The following is a 19,696-nucleotide window of genomic DNA, read 5'->3' as shown; positions in this document are numbered from 1 at the left end:
CAGACAACCCTGAACCCTGTGGGAGCGAGCCTGCTCGCGAATGCGCCGTGTCATTCAGCATTGATGTGGCTGATCCACCGCCTTCGCGAGCAGGCTCGCTCCCACAGGGGGTTTGTGGTGGGTTTGAGTGAAGTGTGTTTTTTCCATCCGGGACGGCCCGGATGTCTGTCGAAAAACAGCGGGACGGCCCGCTCCCCCTTCAGGGGTTATGCCATGTTCGAAAAAATCCTGATCGCCAACCGTGGCGCGATTGCCTGTCGCATCCTGCGCACGATCAACGTGCTGAAGGCCCAAGGCGTCGCCGTGTACTCAGAAGCCGATGCTGCCAGCCTGCACATCTCCCAGGCCGCTGAAGCGTACAGCCTCGGCGAAGGCGCGGCGTCCGCGACGTATCTGGCCGTCGATAAAATCCTCGCTATCGCCAAACAAAGCGGCGCCACGGCGATTCATCCCGGCTACGGATTTCTCTCGGAAAACGCAGCGTTCGCCGAAGCCTGCGAAGCGCAGGGCATCGCCTTCATCGGCCCGACGCCGGAGCAATTGCGGGTGTTCGGCCTCAAGCACACTGCTCGCGCATTGGCCAGACAGCACGGCGTACCGATGCTCGAAGGCACCGACCTGCTCGACAGCCTCGATTGCGCGCTGAGTGCCGCCGAACAGGTCGGCTACCCGGTGATGCTGAAAAGCACCGCTGGCGGTGGTGGCATCGGCATGCGCGTGTGCCGCAGCGCCAGTGAATTGAGCGAATCATTCGAAGCGGTGAAACGCCTCGGTCAGAACAACTTCAGCGACGCCGGGGTGTTCATCGAGAAGTACATCGAACGCGCGCGGCATCTGGAAGTGCAGGTGTTCGGCGACGGCTGCGGTGAAGTCATCGCTCTCGGTGTGCGCGACTGTTCGGTGCAGCGGCGCAACCAGAAAGTCCTCGAAGAAACCCCGGCGCCGAACCTGCCAGAAGGCATGGCCGATGAGCTGTGCGCAGCGGCGATCAAACTGGCGCAAGCGGTGAATTATCGCAGCGCCGGCACCGTCGAATTCGTCTTCGACAGCGAGGGCCAGCGCTTCTATTTTCTCGAAGTGAACACGCGCTTGCAGGTCGAGCACGGCGTCACCGAACAGGTGTGGGACGTGGACCTGGTGCGCTGGATGATCGAGTTGGCCGCCGGTGATCTGCCGCCGCTGAACGAGTTGTATCAAGGCCTGGAACCGCAGGGCCATGCGATTCAGGCACGTCTGTACGCGGAAGATCCGGGGCGTGATTTCCAGCCGAGCCCGGGCCTGCTGACCGCTGTGCAGTTTCCGCCAGCCAACGGCGTTGAGTTGCGCATCGACACCTGGGTCGAAGCCGGTGTGGAAATCCCGCCGTATTTCGACCCGATGATTGCCAAGCTCATCGCTTGGGCGCCGAGCCGCGAACAGGCTCGCGCCGAACTCCATCAGGCACTGGGCGATAGCCTGCTGTATGGCGTGGAAACCAACCGCGATTACCTGCGGCAGATTCTCCTCGATACTCCATTCGCCAGCGGCCAGCCGTGGACCCGTTGCCTGGAAAATCTGCTCTATCACGCCAACACCTTCGAAGTGCTCAGCGCCGGCACGCAAACCAGCGTGCAGGACTATCCCGGACGCCTCGGTTACTGGGCCGTCGGCGTGCCACCCTCGGGGCCGATGGACAGCCGAGCGCTGCGTCTGGGCAATCGCCTGCTCGGCAATGAACAAGGCGCCGCCGCACTGGAAATCACCATGAGCGGGCCGATCCTGCGCTTCAATTGTGACGCGGTGGTCGCGGTGACCGGCGCGCCGATTGCCTTGACCCTTGACGCTGAACCGGTGCCGATGAACACCGCGCTGCTGATCCCGGCCGGCGCGACATTGCAACTGGGCAGCATCAGCGGCGCCGGCGCGCGCAGTTATCTGTGCCTGCGCGGCGGCGTGCAGGTGCCGGATTATCTGGGCAGCAAAAGTACCTTCACTCTCGGCCAGTTCGGCGGGCATGGCGGACGGGCGTTAAGGGCCGGTGACGTGTTGCATGTGCCGGCATTGGCCGACCACAGCGCCGGCCAGCAACTGGCCGAGCAGCACATCACCACGCTGCCGAGCGTGCGCCAGATCCGGGTGATCTACGGTCCGCACGGCGCCCCGGAATACTTCAGCGAAAACTACATCGCCACGTTCTTCGCGACCCAGTGGGAAGTGCACTTCAACTCCAGCCGCACCGGCGTGCGCCTGATCGGACCGAAACCTGAGTGGGTGCGTGAGGATGGCGGTGAAGCGGGTCTGCACCCGTCGAACATCCATGACAATCCGTATGCGATCGGGGCGGTGGACTTCACTGGCGACATGCCGGTAATTCTCGGCCCGGATGGCCCGAGCCTGGGTGGGTTTGTCTGCCCGGTGACGGTGATTGAGGCGGACCTGTGGCAGCTGGGGCAGCTCAAGGCCGGCGATAAAATTCAGTTCATCCCCGTCGACCTCGGCACCGCCCGCAATCTCGCCCTGAAATGGGATGCCCCCTGTGGGAGCTGGCTTGCCAGCGATGGTGCCCGATCTGACACCGCATCAACTTCATCGCTGGCAAGCCAGCTCCCACAAGGGATTGTGTCGCCTGTGGTTCTTGAGTTGGGTCAGGGGGATCGGCGGCTTGTCGGGAGGGTTTCTGGCGACACTCATTTACTGCTGGAAATCGGCGCGCCGGAGCTTGATCTGGTCCTGCGCTTTCGCGCCCACGCGCTGATGCAGGCGCTGGAAAGCCAAGCCCTGCATGGCGTGATCGACCTCACCCCGGGCATTCGCTCGCTGCAAGTGCACTACCAGCCCGAGCAACTGCCGCTGGCCGATCTGCTCGGCACCATCGCTGGCGAATGGGACGCGGTGTGCGCCGCCAAGGACTTGCAGGTGCCTTCGCGCATCGTGCACTTGCCGCTGTCGTGGGACGACCCGGCCTGTCAGTTGGCGATCGAGAAATACATGACCACCGTGCGCAAGGACGCGCCGTGGTGCCCGAGCAATCTGGAGTTCATCCGGCGCATCAACGACCTGCCAAATCTCGACGAAGTGCAGCGCACGGTGTTCGATGCGAGCTATCTGGTGATGGGCCTTGGCGACGTCTATCTCGGCGCGCCGGTGGCCACGCCGCTCGACCCGCGTCATCGTCTGGTGACCACCAAGTACAACCCGGCACGTACCTGGACGGCCGAAAATTCGGTCGGCATCGGCGGCGCCTACATGTGCGTGTACGGCATGGAAGGCCCGGGCGGTTATCAGTTTGTCGGGCGCACCCTGCAGATGTGGAATCGCTATCGCGAAGTCGCCGCGTTCGACGGCAAACCGTGGCTGCTGCGCTTCTTCGATCAGATCCGCTTCTACCCGGTCAGCGCCGAAGAACTGCTGCGCATTCGCCGCGATTTCCCGTTGGGGCGCTTCGATCTGAACATCGAACACAGCCAGCTCAACCTCGCCGACTATCAGGCATTTCTCAGTCAGCAAGCCGCGGGCATCAGCGCTTTCCGTGCGCAGCAACAGGGCGCGTTCAAAGCTGAACGCGAGCGCTGGATCGCCAGCGGCCAGGCGCATTTCGACAGCGAAGAAGCCGTGCCTGACGCCAGCGAAGAAGCACCACTGGAAAACGGTGAACACAGCGTCGACAGCCACATCGCCGGCAATCTCTGGCAGGTGCAGGTCGAGGCCGGCCAGCGTGTCGCGGCGGGCGATGTGCTGGTGATTCTCGAGTCGATGAAGATGGAAATCCCTGTGCTCGCGCCGCTGGCCGGTGTGGTGCGCGAGATCCGCGTGCAACCCGGTTCGGCGGTGCGCGCCGGACAAAGGGTGGTGGTGCTGGAACTCGACTGAAGCCATTTTTTATAAGGATCAACCGATGAATCTGCAACTCGATGCACTGCGCCAGGCCTATCGCAATGGCGACACCACACCGCGCCAACTGCTGCTGCAATTGCGCGAAAAAGCGGCCGCGCTGAATTCCGACTATCACCTGTTCATTCACTTGCTCAGCGTCGATGAACTGGAGCCGTACCTCGCCGCCCTCGACGGTCGTGACCTCGACAGTCTGCCGCTGTATGGCGTGCCATTCGCGATCAAGGACAACATCGATCTGGCCGGCATTCCCACCACAGCCGCGTGCCCGGCGTTTGCCTATGTGCCGCAGCAGTCGGCGACCATCGTCGAGCAACTGTTGGCGCTGGGGGCGATCCCGCTGGGCAAGACCAATCTCGATCAGTTCGCCACCGGCCTCAATGGCAGCCGCTCGCCTTATGGTGCGTGCCCGAACAGCGTGCTGGCGGAGTATCCGTCCGGCGGTTCCAGTGCGGGTTCATCGCTGGCGGTAGCGCTGGGTGTGGCGAGTTTTGCCTTGGGCACTGACACCGCCGGTTCCGGGCGAGTGCCGGCGGCGCTGAATAATGTGGTGGGATTGAAGGCGAGCAAAGGCCTGATTTCCACCGCTAGCGTGCTGCCGGCGTGCCGCACGCTGGACTGTGTAACCACCTTCACCGCGACCGCCCGTGAGGCCAGTCAGTTGCTGGCGTTGACGGCCAGACACGATCCTCGCGATGAATACAGCCGAGGCAATCCGGCATGGAACGACGGCTCGGCATTTGGCGCGCCACGGCCGTTTCGCTTCGGCGTGCCACGGGCACAGGACCTTGAATTTTTCGGCTGCAACGAGGGGCCACAGTTGTTCGCAGCCGCCATCGAACGGCTCAAGGCCTTGGGTGGCGAAGCCGTCGAGCTGGACCTGTCACCGTTTCTGGAAGCAGCGCGGTTGCTTTACGACGGGCCATGGGTGGCCGAGCGCTACAGCGTCGCCGGTGAGCTGATGGAGCAGAATCCCGAAGCGGTGCTGCCAGTGATCCGTGCGGTGCTGGCCAGGGCTCCGGCAGTGACTGGCGTGCAGACCTTCCGCGCGCAATATCGATTGCAGGCGCTGAAGGCCCTGTGCGACGAAGCCCTGGAAAATCTCGACTGCGTGCTGACACCGACCATCGGCCGTCCAGTGACCCTGGCCGAACTTGAGGCGGAACCGGTGCTGCGCAATTCCGAACTTGGCTATTACACCAACTTCATGAACCTGCTCGACTACGCCGCCGTCGCCGTGCCGACCGCGTTCATGGACAATGGTTTGCCGTGGGGCGTGACGTTGTTCGGGCGGGTATTTACCGATCAGTATCTGTTGAGCGTGGCGGATGCGTTGCAGCGCCAGCAGGACAGCGCCCTGCCAGCTCCGGCGAACGCTGCGCGCAACGACCGCGCTCGATTGGTGGTGTGTGGCGCGCATCTGCAAGGGCTGGCGCTGAACTGGCAACTGACCCAGCGTGGCGGGCGCTTGCTGGAAACCACATTCAGTTCGCCGGACTATCGACTGCACGCCCTCGCCGGCGGCCCACCGCTGCGTCCGGGGATGGTACGAGTCAAGGACGGCGGCGTGGCGATTGCCGTGGAGGTCTGGGAATTGCCGAGCAGCGAGCTGGGCTCGTTTCTCACCGGAATTCCGGCGCCGCTCGGGTTGGGCAAGGTGCAACTGGCGGATGGGCGCTGGGAGAGCGGGTTTATCTGTGAGCCGTATGGGTTGGAGGGTGCGGTGGATATCAGTCATTTCGGGGGATGGCGGGCATACCTCAAAACCCTGGCCTGAATCTGTCGCCCTGTGGGAGCGAGCCTGCTCGCGAATGCGGTATGTCATTCAACATGGATGTGGCTGACCCACCGCTTTCGCGAGCAGGCTCGCTCCCACAGGTTCTGGCGCACCACCCCCGAATAAAGGAACGACCATTCACGCCGCACAGGGAGCAGTTATTTGCGCGCAGTGCCACTAGAATGCATCCCATCGGGCCACTGCCAACGGATCTGCCATGCCGCTTCGTTCTCCCTTGTACTCGCAACGTTCACTGGTGCTCACCCTGGTCGCCCTGCTCGGCGCCGGCTTTCTCGCCACGTCACTGTTGAGCTACTTCGCCTCCCGCGCGTCGATCCGCGACAACATCGTCAACACCGAACTGCCACTGACCTCCGATACGGTCTATTCGGAAATCCAGAAAGACCTGGTCCGGCCGATCCTGATTTCCTCAATGATGTCCCGTGACACGTTCATGCGCGACTGGGTGGTCAACGGCGAGCAGAATCCCGAGCAGATGACCCGCTATCTCGACGAGGTCATGACCCATTACGGCGCCTACACGGCGTTCTTCGTTTCCAATGCCACGCTCACCTACTACCACGCCAAAGGCGTGCTCAAGCAGGTCAAAGTCGACGAGCCGCGCGACACCTGGTACTTCCGCGTGCGCGACATGCAGGACCCGTACGAGATCAACGTCGACCCGGATCTGGCCAACAAGGACAACCTGACGTTCTTCATCAACTACAAGGTCTACGACTACCACAACCGCTTCATCGGCGCCGCGGGCGTGGGCCTGACCGTGGACGCGGTGATCAAGCTGATCGACAAGTATCAACAGCGCTATCAACGCAGCGTGTACTTCGTCGACACCTTCGGCCGCCTCGTATTGACCGGTGCCGAGGGTGGTCCGGAAGGCGCGCACATCGGCCAGAGTCTTGGCGAACTGGAGAGCATGAAAGGTCTGGTCAGCCAGTTGCCCAAGCCGCACAGCGGCAGCTACGAATACTCCACCCACGGCCAGGGACATTTTCTCAACGTGCGGTTTATCCCCGAGTTGAACTGGTACCTGTTCGTCGATAAACGCGAAGACGGCGCGCTGAGCGAGATCCGCCAGTCGCTGTATCTCAACCTGCTGATCTGCCTGTTGGTGACGTTGATCGTACTGGCGCTGCTCAATCGGGTGATCAAACGCTTCCAGGCGAAGATCCAGGCGCACGCCACCCTCGACAGTCTCACCGAATTGCCGAACCGACGCGGCTTCGACATCCTCGCCGCGCAAGCGCTGCACGAGGCCCAACGGGAAACCAAGCCGCTGACCGCGTTGCTGCTCGACCTCGACCACTTCAAAGCCTTGAACGACACCTACGGGCACATGGCTGGCGACCAGGTATTGATCGGTTTCGCCCGCGACCTGCAAAGTTGCCTGCGTCACGCCGATATCGTCTGCCGCTGGGGCGGTGAAGAGTTCATCGTTCTATTGAAAGACACCGACGGCGAGACCGGGCAGAAAATTGCCGAGAAGATCCGCCAACACGTCGAACAACACGAATATGCCTACGATGGCCACAGCCTGCATCTGACCGTGAGCATCGGCGCCACCACCGTGCAACGCGATGACACCTTGCACACCCTGCTGTCGCGGGCCGATCATGCGATGTACCGCGCCAAGCAAACCGGGCGCAACCGCACCTGCATGGAAATGCCGCACTCGACCTATGCCTGATAACGACGTCAAACCCGACCACTGCCCGGCCTGCGGTGCGCGCAACGATTGCAGCCTCGCCGACCCGCGCACCGCCGACCGCGAATGCTGGTGCTACGGCGTGACCATCGACCCTGCAGTGCTCGAAGCGCTGCCGGCCGAGTTGCGCAATCAAGCCTGCCTGTGCCCGCGTTGCGCCCAGGTCGAAGCGCAGTTGCAAGCAGACCGGCGGCCGATCCCGTAAGATGCGCGGCCCTTTGTCCGTTGAATTCTGACCATGCGCGTCGACCGCTTCCTCAGCAATCTGCCCCGCTACAACCGTCAGCAGGTGCGCCTGTTGCTGGTGGAAAAGCGCGTGCGGATTGACGGAAAAGTCGTCAACGACCCGCACAGTGAGGTGCTGGAATTCAGCCGGGTCGAAGTTGACGATGAGGTGCTGCAAAGCGGTAAGCCGGCTCGCTATTTCATGCTGCACAAGCCGCCGGGCTGCGTCAGCGCCACCCGCGATCCGCAGCATGCGACCGTGCTCGACCTGCTCGATGAACCGCACAAGGACGATCTGCACATCGCCGGGCGTCTGGATTTCAACACCACCGGGCTGATGCTGATCACCAATGACGGCGCCTGGTCGCGGCGCCTGACGCAGCCGCAAACCAAACTGGCGAAGGTCTATTACGTCGAAACCGAACAGGACATCGACCCGAGCTACGCGCTGAAATTTGCCGAGGGCATCTACTTCGCTTTCGAAGATCTGACCACTCAACCGGCACAGCTTGAGCTGCTCGGCCCACGCTCGGCACGGCTGAGCATCGTTGAAGGCCGCTACCATCAGGTCAAGCGCATGTTTGGGTTCTTCAACAACAAAGTCCTGCGCCTGCACCGCGAATCCATGGGCAAACTGACCCTCGATCACGCGCTAAAACCGGGCGAGTACCGCGCTTTGCGCACCGAAGAGATTCATTTGTTCTAAGCCGGCGACCGCTCAGCCGAAGTTGTCGAACAATTCGCCGACGGCACTTGCGTGATCCTGAGTCCCCTGCTTGAATCAGGACGTCGGCCGAAATGTGACCGATGAGTCACCACATACTTCCAAGAAACTTTTTGTCGGTCGTCTGCCCTCAAGGGCTGCGCCTCAGCCGACAATCTGCCCGCCAATAACAACACCCGTCGACCTGCCGTACCGGATCGACATGGGCCAGCAAATTTCAGGCGTATGCCTACCTGTCACAAAGCTCGTGCAATCTCGATTGCGCGCATACCCGCTTGCTTGCCAGGAGTCTTATGACATGAGGCCAGAAATCGCTGTGCTGGATATACAGGGTCAGTATCGGGTTTACACGGAGTTCTATCGCGCAGACGCCGCAGAAAAGACCATCATTCTGGTCAACGGCTCGATGGCCACGACTGCGTCGTTTGCACAGACCGTGAAAAACCTGCACCCGCAATTCAACGTGGTCTGCTACGACCAGCCCTACGCGGGTCGGTCAAAAGCCCACAACCGGCATGAGAAACATCTGACGAAGGAAGTCGAAGGGCAGATTCTGCTGGAGCTGATCGACCACTTCGCCGCCGAACACGTGCTGTCGTTCTCCTGGGGCGGCGCCGCCACTCTGGTCGCCCTCGCCCAGCAGCCCCGGCGCATCGAAAAAGCCGTGATCAGCTCGTTCTCCCCGGTGATCAATGCGCACATGCTCGATTACCTTGAGCGCGGCGTCGATTACCTCGGCAGCCGCGACGGCGATCGGGTCGGCCATCTGGTCAACAACACCATCGGCAAACACCTGCCGTCGCTGTTCAAGCGTTTCAACTATCGCCACGTCAGCAGTCTCGCCGAGCATGAATACGGACAGATGCATTTTCATATCAACGACGTGCTGCACAGCGATCGCCAGTGCTATCTGAATGCGGCGAAAAAGATCAACGTGCCGGTGCTGTTTCTCAACGGCGAATGGGACGAATACACCGCCGCCGAGGATGCGCGACTGTTCGGCAACCACGTTGCCCACAGCAGCTTCACCACCCTGCAAGCCACCGGACACTTTCTCGACATGGAGCACAAGGCCGCCTGCCGCGACAGCCAGAACGCCCTGCTCGGCTTTCTGAAACCTGCGCCGCAAGCCAGCCGAACGCGCTACTCGTTTGTGCAGGATCAACATGCTTTGGCCATTTGAAACAGCGTCTTCGCGGGCAAGGCTGCAAGCTTGAAGTGCCTGTTGCACCGGCGCAGCCCTTGCTCGCGATCGACCGTTTTCTGCGTGGCAAAGCCCTCGCAGAGAAAAGAAAACTTCAAATCCGTGGCCGAGTCTGGTACAAAGTCAGCCGCTCTGAGCGGGTATAGTTTAGTGGTAGAACGAAAGCTTCCCAAGCTTTAGATGAGGGTTCGATTCCCTCTACCCGCTCCACCGAATATTGATCTCGCGTTGTGTTGTCCGACGGGGGATGCAGAAATGAAAAACCGGCCTTGATGGCCGGTTTTTTTGTGTCTGGAAGTTGAAGCGTGTTGGCGGTGAAGACTTCCAGAAGATCGCTGAGCCCCTCCTCCCCGGATTACTTCTCGAAATCCTGATGCAGCCTCGCCAGTACATTGAAGATCGGTTCCCCGGCTTTGTGCGGGACATTCAATCGAGTGAATACTTTCTTCCAGTCGGCGAGCGCTGCGAGAGTCTGCTCGATGTATTCCTCGGCCTTGAGGTATTTGTAATCCTTGCAGATCTCCATGATTCGCTTGCGCGTAGGCGTGCCGGGAGTGCGGCCACCGAAGTCAGTGGTGTGCTCGCCCATGGCGTTTGCGAAAGTCAGGTCGTATGCCGGGGACAGCGTCCAGGTTTCTTTCTCGCCTTTTTTTTCAGGATTGTGGCAGAGAAAGGCAAAGTTCTTCGCATGGTCGTCATGGTTGTGAGACAGCGCATTGAAGATCATTAACCTGGCCATCTTTTCCACTTCGACGGAGCTTCTGGTCAACACCTGAGTGAGCTTGAGCAGGTTCGGGTAGTCGATGGATGACAATGCGCGGTAGTCCGCGTACATGAGCGCCGAGACGGTCATCATGTGAATCTTGCGCTCGCCGTCGCGGTCGAAGCGCTTGGTTGCGAAGAAACGCTCAACCTCGCCGCCAGGCATCTGCACATCCAGAAGATCCGATTCAGCCATGGTCACTCCGGCGGCACGAGCCATCTCGGCATAGGCGAGTTCAATGCCGCCGGTTTCAATCGGTTCGTACAATGCCCTGAACTTCACGATCCAATGTGCATAGCCCTCGGGCAGGGCATCAAAGGCCGAAATTGCGTGTTTTTTGTCGGCAGACAGCGCCACGATTGCCTTCGGTCGTGCGCCCCCCGGTGAGCCACCGGCCAGTCGCAATTTGGTAAGCACAGCAGGGGTCTCACCCTCTTGAACTTCGATTGAAGCTTCGTAGAGTTGGCAAATATCCAAAGGGCCTGTGAGCTCTGTTTTTTCCGCCTTCGGCTGATATTCAAACGCCCCCATACTGCGCTCGCCCATATAAGCAAGGCGATCAAGCGCTGTGAGGGTAAGGTGGGTGCCGTCACCGAAGGTGCTGTCGAAATATCGATCCATCAGCAGCATGCCCCAGCCGTCAGGCAGTGAATCGGCGAACGGTCCGTGTAGCCCTTCGAAGAGGCTGGTGTTCCTGGCCAACTGGGGCTTTTCGTCCCAAGCCATTGTCAGCGGCGAAAGATTGTAGCCAGTGGCAAGCCAACCCGGATCGTAAGCGAAGTAAATCCCCCGGCCCGCGACTCTGACCAGCTCACCAACCTTGGCGCCCTCTTTCAAAACATCCAGCGCTTCTGTGTGTTTGAAAGGCTTGATCATCAGCGCATCCCTCTCTTGCGCCTGGCATTCTTCAGCTCATCCAGCGAGCTCGGTTGCTCTGGTTTGAACAGCCTGGTCACAGCGTTGAGTTCATCAAGCGCAGTGGCTATCAGGATCAAAGCCTCCAACGTCACGAGGCCGGTCGCTTCGAATCGCTTGATGGTGGATTCGGAAACCCCCGCCTTTTCTGCGAGCGTCTTGCGGGAAAGGTTTTTGGAGAGCCGCAGGATTTTTGCGTTTTCTCCGACATTTCTAGCGATCTCAGCCGGCGAGTGAAGCAAATGCATGAATGACATGGCAAACCCTTCCAATTCTTAAGGATCTTAATAGAGCCATTGTAGCCATCTAACCTCCCTTAAGGATCAGATATGACCATTTTTGAAAAATTTCACTAATTTCGTGGAGCAATAGAGATCTTCTGATTGCTACACAGCTGACATTGAGGATTACGCGGTTGGGTCACGCGTGGCCGCTTTTGTCACCGCGAATCTGACTCTCCGCAATGCAGTCATATTTGGCAACGTAATGATGAACACAGCGTTTGTTGTGCCGTTCAAGATCGCCGCTCATGTGGTTACCAAAGCGGACATCATTTATGGACATCAAACCCATTCGGAGCACTGAAGACTTGTCCGCAGCATTGCTGCGTATCGAGCAGATTTGGGGCGCTGAGATGAACTCGCCGGAAGGCGATGAATTGGAAATTCTCGCTCGGCGGGTGGGCGAGTATGAGGAGCAGCAATTCCCGATTCCCCCTTCCGAGCCCTTTCAAGAGGACAAACCTGGTATTGGTCAGCGGTTTTGACGCTGCACTAGCCGAAAAACCGGTCGCAACGACCGGTTACTTTTTACTCGGAAATCAACGCCGGCTAACCCACCGGCACCACATTATCCAGCACCTGATTCACCGCCAGCTCGCCCAGCATGACGACTTGGGCGATGCCGAGCAGGGTTTTGCGCTGGCTGCCGTCGAGCAAGGCGGCAAAGTCGCCAAGCATGACGCTGGCCGAGCCGAGGGACTCGCTGGCGTTGACCAATAGCGACTCGGTATCGGTGCCCGGATTAACCATGAACATGCTGCTGGCCTGGTACGGCGGTGAGCTTGTTTTTGGTGGGATGAGATAGTGGTCGAGGGCGCGTTCGGCGGCTTCGTGGAGTTTTTTCGAATCGAGGGACTCGCACGGAGAAGCCGGATCGGTTTCCGGCGGATTTGGCGTTACTTTGAACACGGGGCGGTACCTTTCATTTGAGCCGCATCCACCACGCTACTAAACGGGAGGGTGGCGGCTGTACGCAAGTTAGTAGACCGGACCCATCCCCCATCCGGCGCACCCGAAGGCGCCATGCGCACAGCCACCATAAAATACAGGCACGCGCCTGATTCAACGGAACTCGTGCAACCGTTACGAGGAGGACATTACCGGGCTACTAAACCCGATCACTGGAAATCAGTGACGCGAACCAAGTTACCGACCGCCCTCCAGGCGCACAAGCCGGCGGATTCTGGCGTACCGGTAGGCAGCAGCGCAAGGATTTGTAGGCATCGGGACGTAACGCGATTCAACTTTAAACAGCCATAGCGCACCACGTGTAAAAGCCTGGAAAACAGAAGGAAATTTCCGACGAGCTCAGCGTGAACGAGTTGAAAGGATGCCAGAGGACGATGATGTTGGCGGTGCAGCGGTGATCGGGTTTCTGCGCCAATAAGCCCCTCACCCTAACCCTCTCCCGAGGGAGAGGGGACCGACCGTGTTGCGTTCAAGAGATGCGCCGACCAGAGATAACGTGGCGAACCCAAGGAACCCGGAGGCGTAACTCAGCGGGTCGCAACAATGAACAAACGTGGAAACGGCAACAGCACCGAGCCGTCAGCCAAGGCCGGATAAGCCTTGGCAACTTCCGCCAGATACCGCTGCAGATACTGAGCCCGCTCCTCCTCGGTCAATGGGCTCAGGAATGGAATCAACCCGCTACCCTTGAACCACTCCACCACCCCCGCCGCCCCGTCCCGAAGTTGGTGGTGATAGGTGGTGCGCCACACATCGACCCGCGCGCAGTGCGGCCGCAGCATTGAAAAATACTCACTGGCACTGGCCATGTCGGTGCGCTGCCCGGCAGCGTCTGCGAGCTTGCTCGCCCACGGCCCATTGGCGGCGACTTCACGCATCAAGCGGTGGGACGGTTCGTTGAGGTTGTCCGGCATTTGAATCGCCAGGCTGCCACCGTCTGAAAGCTTGCTCGCCAGGGCTGGCAGCAACGAAGCGTGATCAGGCACCCATTGCAGCACCGCATTGGCGAAGATCACATCAAACGGCCCCTGGTCAGCCCATTTGTCGACCTCGGCCACCTGAAACTGCACGTCAGGCAAGCGCTTGCGCGCGGCTGCAATCATGTCCGCCGAACTGTCGAGGCCACTGACGCTCGCCTCGGGAAAACGCTGCACCAGCAATTCGGTGGAATTGCCCGGTCCGCAACCAATGTCCACCACCGCCCGGGCCTGCGCGGTGGGTATCGCCGCCAACAGATCACGGGCCGGGCGGGTGCGTTCATCTTCGAAAGCGACGTATTGCTTGGCAGACCAACTCATTGCGTTCTCCTGTCGGGGCATGGCTTGAAACCGGGAAGTGCAGCTGCCCATACCATACAGCGATAAGGCCGATGAGCTCGCCTCGCCTCCGGCGTCCGGCCCGGTTATTTGTAATTAGAATTTTCAGCACAACACCGATGTCTGAATTTCAAGCTCCCAAAACAAGGACTTCCATCATGAAATTCGCAAAGATTGCCCAGAAACTTGCCCTGTGGGCCGGTAGCCCGAAGACGTTCATGGGGGCGTTGATTCTGATCGGGCTGTGGGGGTTGAGCGGGCCGATTTTTGGTTACAACGACACGTGGCAGCTGATCATCAACACCTCGACGACGATCATCACGTTCCTGATGGTGTTCCTGATTCAGAACACGCAGAACCGCGATACCGACATTCTGCATTTGAAACTCGATGAGCTGTTGCGAGTGAACAAGGAAGCGCAGAACGCGATGCTCGGGCTGGAGGCGCTGGATCTGAAGCAGCTCGAAGCGCTGCGCCGGCATTACCGCGCGCTGGGTGAGAATCAGGTGTTTGATCTTGAGGGGCTTGGCGACAAGAGCAAGCCAAAGCAGGATTTGAATGAGTGCTGAGCAAGTAAACACACCCTGTGGGAGCGAGCCTGCTCGCGAAGACGCAGGGTCAGTCAAAACATCATTGACTGATACACCGCTTTCGCGAGCAGGCTCGCTCCCACAGGGTAAGCATCGCATTTCAACTGAAGGTTTCGCTCGCGCTGCAACAACAAGGCGAAGTTAGCGACTGGCCTGCAACGCTCGAGCTTTCTCCAGATGGCTTTGCAGTTTCGGCAAAGTCTCATCGGCAAACGCTTTGATTTCCGGCACATCGGTGGTCTGTGCCTGTTGCTCGATCTGGGTGATGGCCTCTTCGGTCGCCTTGACCTGACTGGCGGCGTAAGCCTGATCGAATGTCGCGCCGTCCTTCACTTCCGGCATCAGTTCTTTGGCCTTGTCAGCAAGTTCTTCGCGGGGGGCAACCGGCAGATCGAGTTTCTTGGCGATTTTCGCCAGATGCTGGTTGGCCGTGGTGCGGTCGTTGATCACAACGATGGTGTAATCCTTGACCTCTTTCGATTCGGTCTTGCCGTGGGCCTGACGGCTGGCTTCGATGTCGGCCATGCCTTTGGCGGAGGCATCGTTGATGAATTCGGCAGGCGACTGGGCGAACGCACTGCTGGCGCACAGGCCCAGCAGGGTTGCAAAACTGACGTTACGTAAACGGGTGGCCATCCGGCTCATGGTCGCGCCCTCCTTCGTGGAAAATTCAAGCGGGCCGTGATTCGCCCGCTGCTCAAATAGTCGCGGCGGACAATGGTCCGCCTCAGTTAGGAATGCTTTGGCGTTCAAAGGTTTAGAAAATCTGCCGAGGCCGCGACGAACGGTGCGCTCGCTTTAGATGCCCAACGCTCGATGATTCAGGCGTTTGGCCGCATACATGGCCTGATCGGCATGCCGGAACAGTTGCTGTTCTTCTTCACCGTGTTCAGGGAAACGCGCCACGCCGATGCTCGGTTCGATACGCAGGTCATGGCCGTCGAGGCGCATGGGCTGCGCCAGCACCTGTCGGATTTTTCCGGCGACACTGTCGGCATCTTCGGCGGCATGCACGCTATGCAACAGCACGACAAATTCATCGCCACCGATACGCGCCACGGTGTCGGTTTCACGCACGCAGCCCTTCAGTCGGTTGGCCACGGTTTGCAGGAGCATGTCACCGACGGCATGGCCATGGGTGTCGTTGACCTGTTTGAAGCGATCCAGATCGACATACAGCAGCGCCATGTGTCCGTGCAGGGTTCGCGCATCGGCCAGCGCAGCCCTGAGCCGATCACGCAGCAGTTCGCGATTGGGCAGTTGCGTCAGTTGATCGTATTGCGCCATGCGCTTGAGCCGCGCGTGCAGTTGCTGGCGCTCGATGGCCGTGGCGACTTGTGCGCAGACGTATTGCAGCAGTTCCTTGTCCTGCTCGGTGTAGCGTTCGCCGCCAGCGAGGCTTTTGACGATCAAGGCGCCGATGGTGCCGTTTTTTGAGCTCAGCGGTACGCCGAGCCAGCAAGGCGCGTTTTGTTCCGCCACCAGCTCAGCAAAATCGGGCGTGGCATCGGCGCTGTCCGGCGTCAGCAACATCGGCTGGCCGCTGCGGATCACTTGCGCGCAGAGCCGTCCGATGACGGTGCCGGGCTGCTCGGGCTGCAATTCGTGATCGTCGACGTGATAGGGAAAATTCAGCTGCGCGCAGTGTTCGTCGTACAGCGCCACGGAAAAATTCAGCGCCGGCAGCCACTCGCCAATCAGCAGATGGATGCGTTTGAACAGCGCCAGCAAATCTTCCGCCGCGTGCGCCGCTTCGGAAATCGCGTACAACGCCGCTTGCCGCGACTCGGCCTGCTTGCGCTCGGTGATATCGCGGGCGACGGCGATGCGCAGTTGATCGACTTCCGACCAGCGCGCCGACCAGGAAATGTGCGCGACGCTGCCGTCCTTGCGCAGATAGCGGTTCTCGAAATTGTGCTTTGGGTCGCCGCCCATGATTTCGCCAGCGGCCGCAAGGGTGCGCTGGCGATCAGCCGGGTGCACCAGCTCGATCATCGAGCGGCCGATCAGTTCGTCAGGCGTGTAACCGAAAATCCGCTCGCAGGCAGCGCTGACAAAAACGAAACGGCCCTGTTTGTCGACCGCGCAAACGGCATCCAGCAACAGGTCAATGTAGCTCGCCAGCGGCGCAGGGTTGGGGCTTTGCATGGTTCTACGGGGTGTCCGCGCAGTGCAGCGATTTCAATCATCCATGATCGTGATTGCGCGTCCCTGCCCATTCCATCAAGTCTTGTTCGGCAGCAGCCCCGGCAGCGCGTGCATCAACGCGTTGATGGCGAAGCCGATAAACATCACGCCGCATAAACGCGTGATGAGCAGCTCATGCCGCTGATACACCATGCGCACTCGCTGTGCGCCGACCACGCCGATGAGGATAGCGTAGGCCAGCGCACCGCCGATGAAACTCAGGGCGATCAGTGCAGGTAGCATCGACCAGTTGAGCAGTTCGGCGCGGCTCGACAACAGCGCCGTAAAGGTCGCCACCGCCACCGGATAGGCCTTGGGATTGGTCAGGCCGAAGACGATGCCGTGCCAGAACGGCTGCCGCGCCGCCCCTTGCGCTTCGTCGCCATTGCGGCGTTGGGCACGCACCGCACGCCAGCCGAGCCAGAACAGGTACAACGCGCTGAGCACGCCGAGCACATCGAACGCGGTGCTGCCGATTTCCCGCGCACCGACAATCGCCACCAGCGCGGTGCTGCACCAGATCACATCGCCGAGCAGATGCCCGCACAGAAACCCCGCCCCGGCCCGCCGGCCATGGGCCGCGCCAATCCCGAACACCGCCAGCACGCCCGGCCCGGGCGTGATCCCGTAGATGAAACCCGAAGCCAGAACGGCCAACAGCAATGATGGAGTCATGAGAAACCTGCAAGCGCCAGAATACTTGGTGGCCAGTCTATATCAGAGGGTCACGGCGGATCACTGCGCGTCGTGAAAACGCATGCCGGGGTACGGTTTCTGGCGACATGCGTCCAGCCGCGATTGCAAATCGCCGACGTGGACCTCGAGCTTGTGTCGGTCGGGATCGAGGAAGTAGAACGACGCGCCTTCAATAGCCTCTCAGATTTTCGGGAACGAAATATTGCTGTCCGTCATAGCGCAACGTGGTTAGCACCGGCTTTTCGTGGGTGGTCTTCGACTCGCAGGTGTCGGGTGGACCCTCGCCGACCAGACCCGTGGTGAGTGAGCGGACAATGATATCGGCGTAACCATGGGAACTGGTTTTGCCCATCTCAAGCGTACGCACCGTCTCCGCTCGCTCTCCGGCGCAATTGCCATCCCACTCGCCACTGAAGCTGTAGACGACCAAGCGATCCAGCACCGGGCGCACCTTGTTGCCCTCTTTCACGTAGAGCGACAGCAGGGTTTCATCCAGCGGATTGACGCGCGACGAGCCTTTGAAATGGGCGCGGACGCCGAATGCACGAAAGTCGGGCGTGAGTTTATAACGCGCCGTATCCAGCTCCAGACTCTCCAGCGCGATGGCATCGGAGAGAAACGCCGACCGCTGATGATAGGTCGCCAGCGGTTTGGGGCTGCCGGCCGTGATGATAGCCAGATCCAGATCGTACGAGCCCACGCTGCCGTCTTGGCCATAGACGGGATCGGGCACGAACGTCGATAGCGCGGTAATCGTCAGCTGCGGATAAGCCGGCCATTCTTTGCACAGCGAGAAATCCGCTTCCGCGCTGACCGCCGGCGGCGTGCAATCTGCCCACGCCTGCCCAGCCATCAACCACCCGCAGAGCGCGGCAGCGCTGATCCACGTGGACTTCATTGTCACTTCCCGCTCCTTGAAGATATTTCCAGGCGCGCACTATCCCTTTCTGCATCGGAGGATTCAACAGATCTGGCCAGCGAATCTTCTCATGTGTCTGAAGTCGGAATTCGCGAGCAGGCACGCTCGCACAGGAAAGCGCATTCCAAAGTGGGAGCGAGCCTGCTCGCGAAGGCGTCATCGCCGACGCCGCCAATCTCAATACTTGTCCAGCGTACGCAACTTCTGCGGCAAGCCCCACAGCAGCAAAGCGGCCGCAATCAGCGCGGCGACGCCGATGACGTACAGCGCCGGGGTGGTGCTGCCGGTGAGGTCCTTGATGCGTCCGACCATGACCGGGCTGACGATCCCGCCGAACTGCCCCAGGGTATTGATCACTGCGATCCCGCCCGCCGCGCCGGCACCTGCGCCCGCCAGCAGTTTCGGTGGCAGGGTCCAGAAGCTCGGAATCGAAGCGATGATGCCGGCGCCGAGCAGGCCGAGCGCGATGATCAGGAAGGTCGTGTGGCTGGCGAAGATTCCCGCGCTGAAGAAGCCGATCGCGCCGACGATCACCAGCCCGGCGACAAACTTGCGCCGTTCACCGGTGGCGTCGGACAAGCGTCCGATCACCACCATGCTGATCGCCCCGCAGATGTACGGAATGGCGGTCAGCAGGCCGATCATCACCGGGCTTTCGGTGCCGGCGCTGCGGATCAATTGCGGTGCCCAGAAATTCAAACCGTAGGACGCGACCTGGATCAGGAAGTAGATCAAACCCAACGTCAGGAACCCGGGAATTTTCAGCGCCGCGAGCAATGAGCCGCCGCTCTTGTGTGGTTCGTGATGAGCGATGCGACTGGAGAGCAATTTCTTCTCGTCAGCCGTCAGCCAGTGCGCATCCTCGATGCGGTCCTTCAGCTGCGTCAGCACCAGAAAACCCAGCGCGATGCACGGCACGCCTCCGAGCAGGAACAACCAATGCCAGCCGCGCATCTGCAATACGCCATCGAGGTGTTGCAACACCAGCCCTGAGAACGGTGCGCCGACCAGCCCGGCAAACGCCGAGGCGAGAAACAGCATCGAGGTGATGCGGCCACGGAAGTGCTGCGGAAACCACAGCGTCAGGTAATACAGCACGCCCGGAGCAAACCCGGCTTCCATCGCACCGATGACGAAGCGCAGCGCATAGAACTGCCATTCGCTGTTGACGAAGACCATCGCCGCCGTCGCCACGCCCCACGACATCATGATCCGCGCGATCCAGCGCCGCGCGCCGACCTTGTACAGCATCATGTTGCTCGGCACTTCGAACAGCACGTAACCGACCACGAACAGCCCGGCGCCCAAGCCATACGCGGTGTCGCTCAGACTCAGGTCGGTCTGCAACTGGAATTTGGCGAAGCTGATGTTGATGCGGTCGAAAAAGGCGAACAGGTAGCAGACCATGATCAGCGGCATCAGGCGCCAGGCAACTTTGCTGACCAGGGCTTTTTCGGCGTCGTGATCGACGGACGGATTCACGCCCGCCTCCATTACATTGAGGCTCATAGATTTTCTCCAGGCGGACTGCCGATGG

17 protein-coding genes, 1 tRNA gene and 1 pseudogene are annotated in these 19,696 nt (G+C 60.3%); 9 read left to right on the top strand and 10 right to left on the bottom strand.

From position 1 onward, the window contains the following. Nucleotides 1–213 precede the first annotated feature (213 nt). From uca to AB4N41_RS15300, 7 genes are all read left to right on the top strand, one after another. Nucleotides 214–3,849, top strand: a complete 3,636-nt coding sequence (uca, locus tag AB4N41_RS15330) for an urea carboxylase (RefSeq protein WP_252877636.1) — start codon at nt 214–216, stop codon at nt 3,847–3,849. A 25-nt stretch (nt 3,850–3,874) separates the two neighbouring features. Continuing rightward, nucleotides 3,875–5,647 carry an allophanate hydrolase gene (gene atzF, locus AB4N41_RS15325; protein WP_252877635.1) on the top strand — a complete coding sequence of 591 codons (1,773 nt, stop codon included), beginning with the start codon at nt 3,875–3,877 and terminating at the stop codon, nt 5,645–5,647. A gap of 217 nt (nt 5,648–5,864) precedes the next feature. Then, complete coding sequence (locus AB4N41_RS15320) at nt 5,865–7,352, top strand: sensor domain-containing diguanylate cyclase (protein WP_252877634.1); 1,488 nt, start codon at nt 5,865–5,867, stop codon at nt 7,350–7,352. Continuing rightward, the gene (locus tag AB4N41_RS15315) at nt 7,345–7,575 is read left to right on the top strand and encodes a cysteine-rich CWC family protein (RefSeq protein ID WP_150636490.1); all 231 of its coding nucleotides are present in this window, start codon (nt 7,345–7,347) and stop codon (nt 7,573–7,575) included. The genes AB4N41_RS15320 and AB4N41_RS15315 overlap by 8 nt, the downstream gene beginning before the upstream one ends. Nucleotides 7,576–7,608: 33 nt before the next feature. After that, nucleotides 7,609–8,301 carry a pseudouridine synthase gene (locus AB4N41_RS15310; RefSeq protein WP_056783483.1) on the top strand — a complete coding sequence of 231 codons (693 nt, stop codon included), beginning with the start codon at nt 7,609–7,611 and terminating at the stop codon, nt 8,299–8,301. Between the two features lie 316 nt (nt 8,302–8,617). Beyond that, complete coding sequence (locus tag AB4N41_RS15305; protein ID WP_041478884.1) at nt 8,618–9,502, top strand: alpha/beta fold hydrolase; 885 nt, start codon at nt 8,618–8,620, stop codon at nt 9,500–9,502. Nucleotides 9,503–9,659: 157 nt separating this feature from the next. Continuing rightward, a tRNA-Gly gene (locus tag AB4N41_RS15300) sits at nt 9,660–9,733 on the top strand. Between the two features lie 145 nt (nt 9,734–9,878). Here the strand turns inward: AB4N41_RS15300 and AB4N41_RS15295 are convergent. After that, nucleotides 9,879–11,162, bottom strand: coding sequence for a type II toxin-antitoxin system HipA family toxin (locus tag AB4N41_RS15295; protein WP_095180587.1), 1,284 nt, complete (start codon nt 11,160–11,162; stop codon nt 9,879–9,881). Continuing rightward, nucleotides 11,162–11,458, bottom strand: a complete 297-nt coding sequence (locus AB4N41_RS15290) for a helix-turn-helix domain-containing protein (RefSeq protein WP_095180586.1) — start codon at nt 11,456–11,458, stop codon at nt 11,162–11,164. The genes AB4N41_RS15295 and AB4N41_RS15290 overlap by 1 nt, the downstream gene beginning before the upstream one ends. A gap of 299 nt (nt 11,459–11,757) precedes the next feature. Here AB4N41_RS15290 and AB4N41_RS15285 point away from each other — a divergent pair, with 299 nt between their 5' ends. Then, nucleotides 11,758–11,967: a hypothetical protein gene (locus AB4N41_RS15285; protein WP_374046327.1), complete on the top strand. Its 210-nt coding sequence runs from the start codon at nt 11,758–11,760 to the stop codon at nt 11,965–11,967. Between the two features lie 64 nt (nt 11,968–12,031). Here the strand turns inward: AB4N41_RS15285 and AB4N41_RS15280 are convergent, their stop codons facing one another. Both AB4N41_RS15280 and tam read right to left on the bottom strand, forming a co-directional pair. Next, nucleotides 12,032–12,391: a DUF6124 family protein gene (locus AB4N41_RS15280; RefSeq protein WP_252877632.1), complete on the bottom strand. Its 360-nt coding sequence runs from the start codon at nt 12,389–12,391 to the stop codon at nt 12,032–12,034. 587 nt (nt 12,392–12,978) lie between these two features. After that, nucleotides 12,979–13,749, bottom strand: a complete 771-nt coding sequence (gene tam / locus AB4N41_RS15275) for a trans-aconitate 2-methyltransferase (protein WP_236167987.1) — start codon at nt 13,747–13,749, stop codon at nt 12,979–12,981. A 176-nt stretch (nt 13,750–13,925) separates the two neighbouring features. Here tam and AB4N41_RS15270 point away from each other — a divergent pair, with 176 nt between their 5' ends. Continuing rightward, a complete protein-coding gene (locus AB4N41_RS15270) occupies nt 13,926–14,336 on the top strand; it encodes a low affinity iron permease family protein (RefSeq protein WP_016771301.1) in 411 nt (136 codons plus the stop codon). Nucleotides 14,337–14,498: 162 nt separating this feature from the next. Here the strand turns inward: AB4N41_RS15270 and AB4N41_RS15265 are convergent, their stop codons facing one another. From AB4N41_RS15265 to AB4N41_RS15240, 6 genes and pseudogenes are all read right to left on the bottom strand, one after another. Then, nucleotides 14,499–15,002, bottom strand: a complete 504-nt coding sequence (locus AB4N41_RS15265) for a DUF4142 domain-containing protein (protein ID WP_110644971.1) — start codon at nt 15,000–15,002, stop codon at nt 14,499–14,501. A gap of 153 nt (nt 15,003–15,155) precedes the next feature. Next, entirely contained in the window at nt 15,156–16,505 is a 1,350-nt protein-coding gene (locus AB4N41_RS15260; protein ID WP_252877631.1) for a sensor domain-containing protein, read from the bottom strand. A gap of 75 nt (nt 16,506–16,580) precedes the next feature. Further along, complete coding sequence (locus AB4N41_RS15255; RefSeq protein ID WP_041478891.1) at nt 16,581–17,219, bottom strand: LysE family translocator; 639 nt, start codon at nt 17,217–17,219, stop codon at nt 16,581–16,583. Nucleotides 17,220–17,279: 60 nt separating this feature from the next. Continuing rightward, nucleotides 17,280–17,411: pseudogene (locus AB4N41_RS15250) on the bottom strand (glutathione transferase); the annotation flags it as partial. Further along, nucleotides 17,410–18,144, bottom strand: a complete 735-nt coding sequence (locus tag AB4N41_RS15245; protein ID WP_252877630.1) for a PA3715 family protein — start codon at nt 18,142–18,144, stop codon at nt 17,410–17,412. The gene AB4N41_RS15245 and the pseudogene AB4N41_RS15250, both read right to left, overlap by 2 nt. A 192-nt stretch (nt 18,145–18,336) precedes the next feature. Beyond that, nucleotides 18,337–19,668: an MFS transporter gene (locus AB4N41_RS15240; RefSeq protein WP_252877629.1), complete on the bottom strand. Its 1,332-nt coding sequence runs from the start codon at nt 19,666–19,668 to the stop codon at nt 18,337–18,339. Nucleotides 19,669–19,696: the final 28 nt, after the last annotated feature.

It is taken from the genome of Pseudomonas sp. S2_A10 (genome assembly GCF_054668465.1).
The sequence above is the reverse complement of the archived record's forward strand: the minus strand, read 5'-3'. Positions and strand labels throughout refer to the sequence as shown.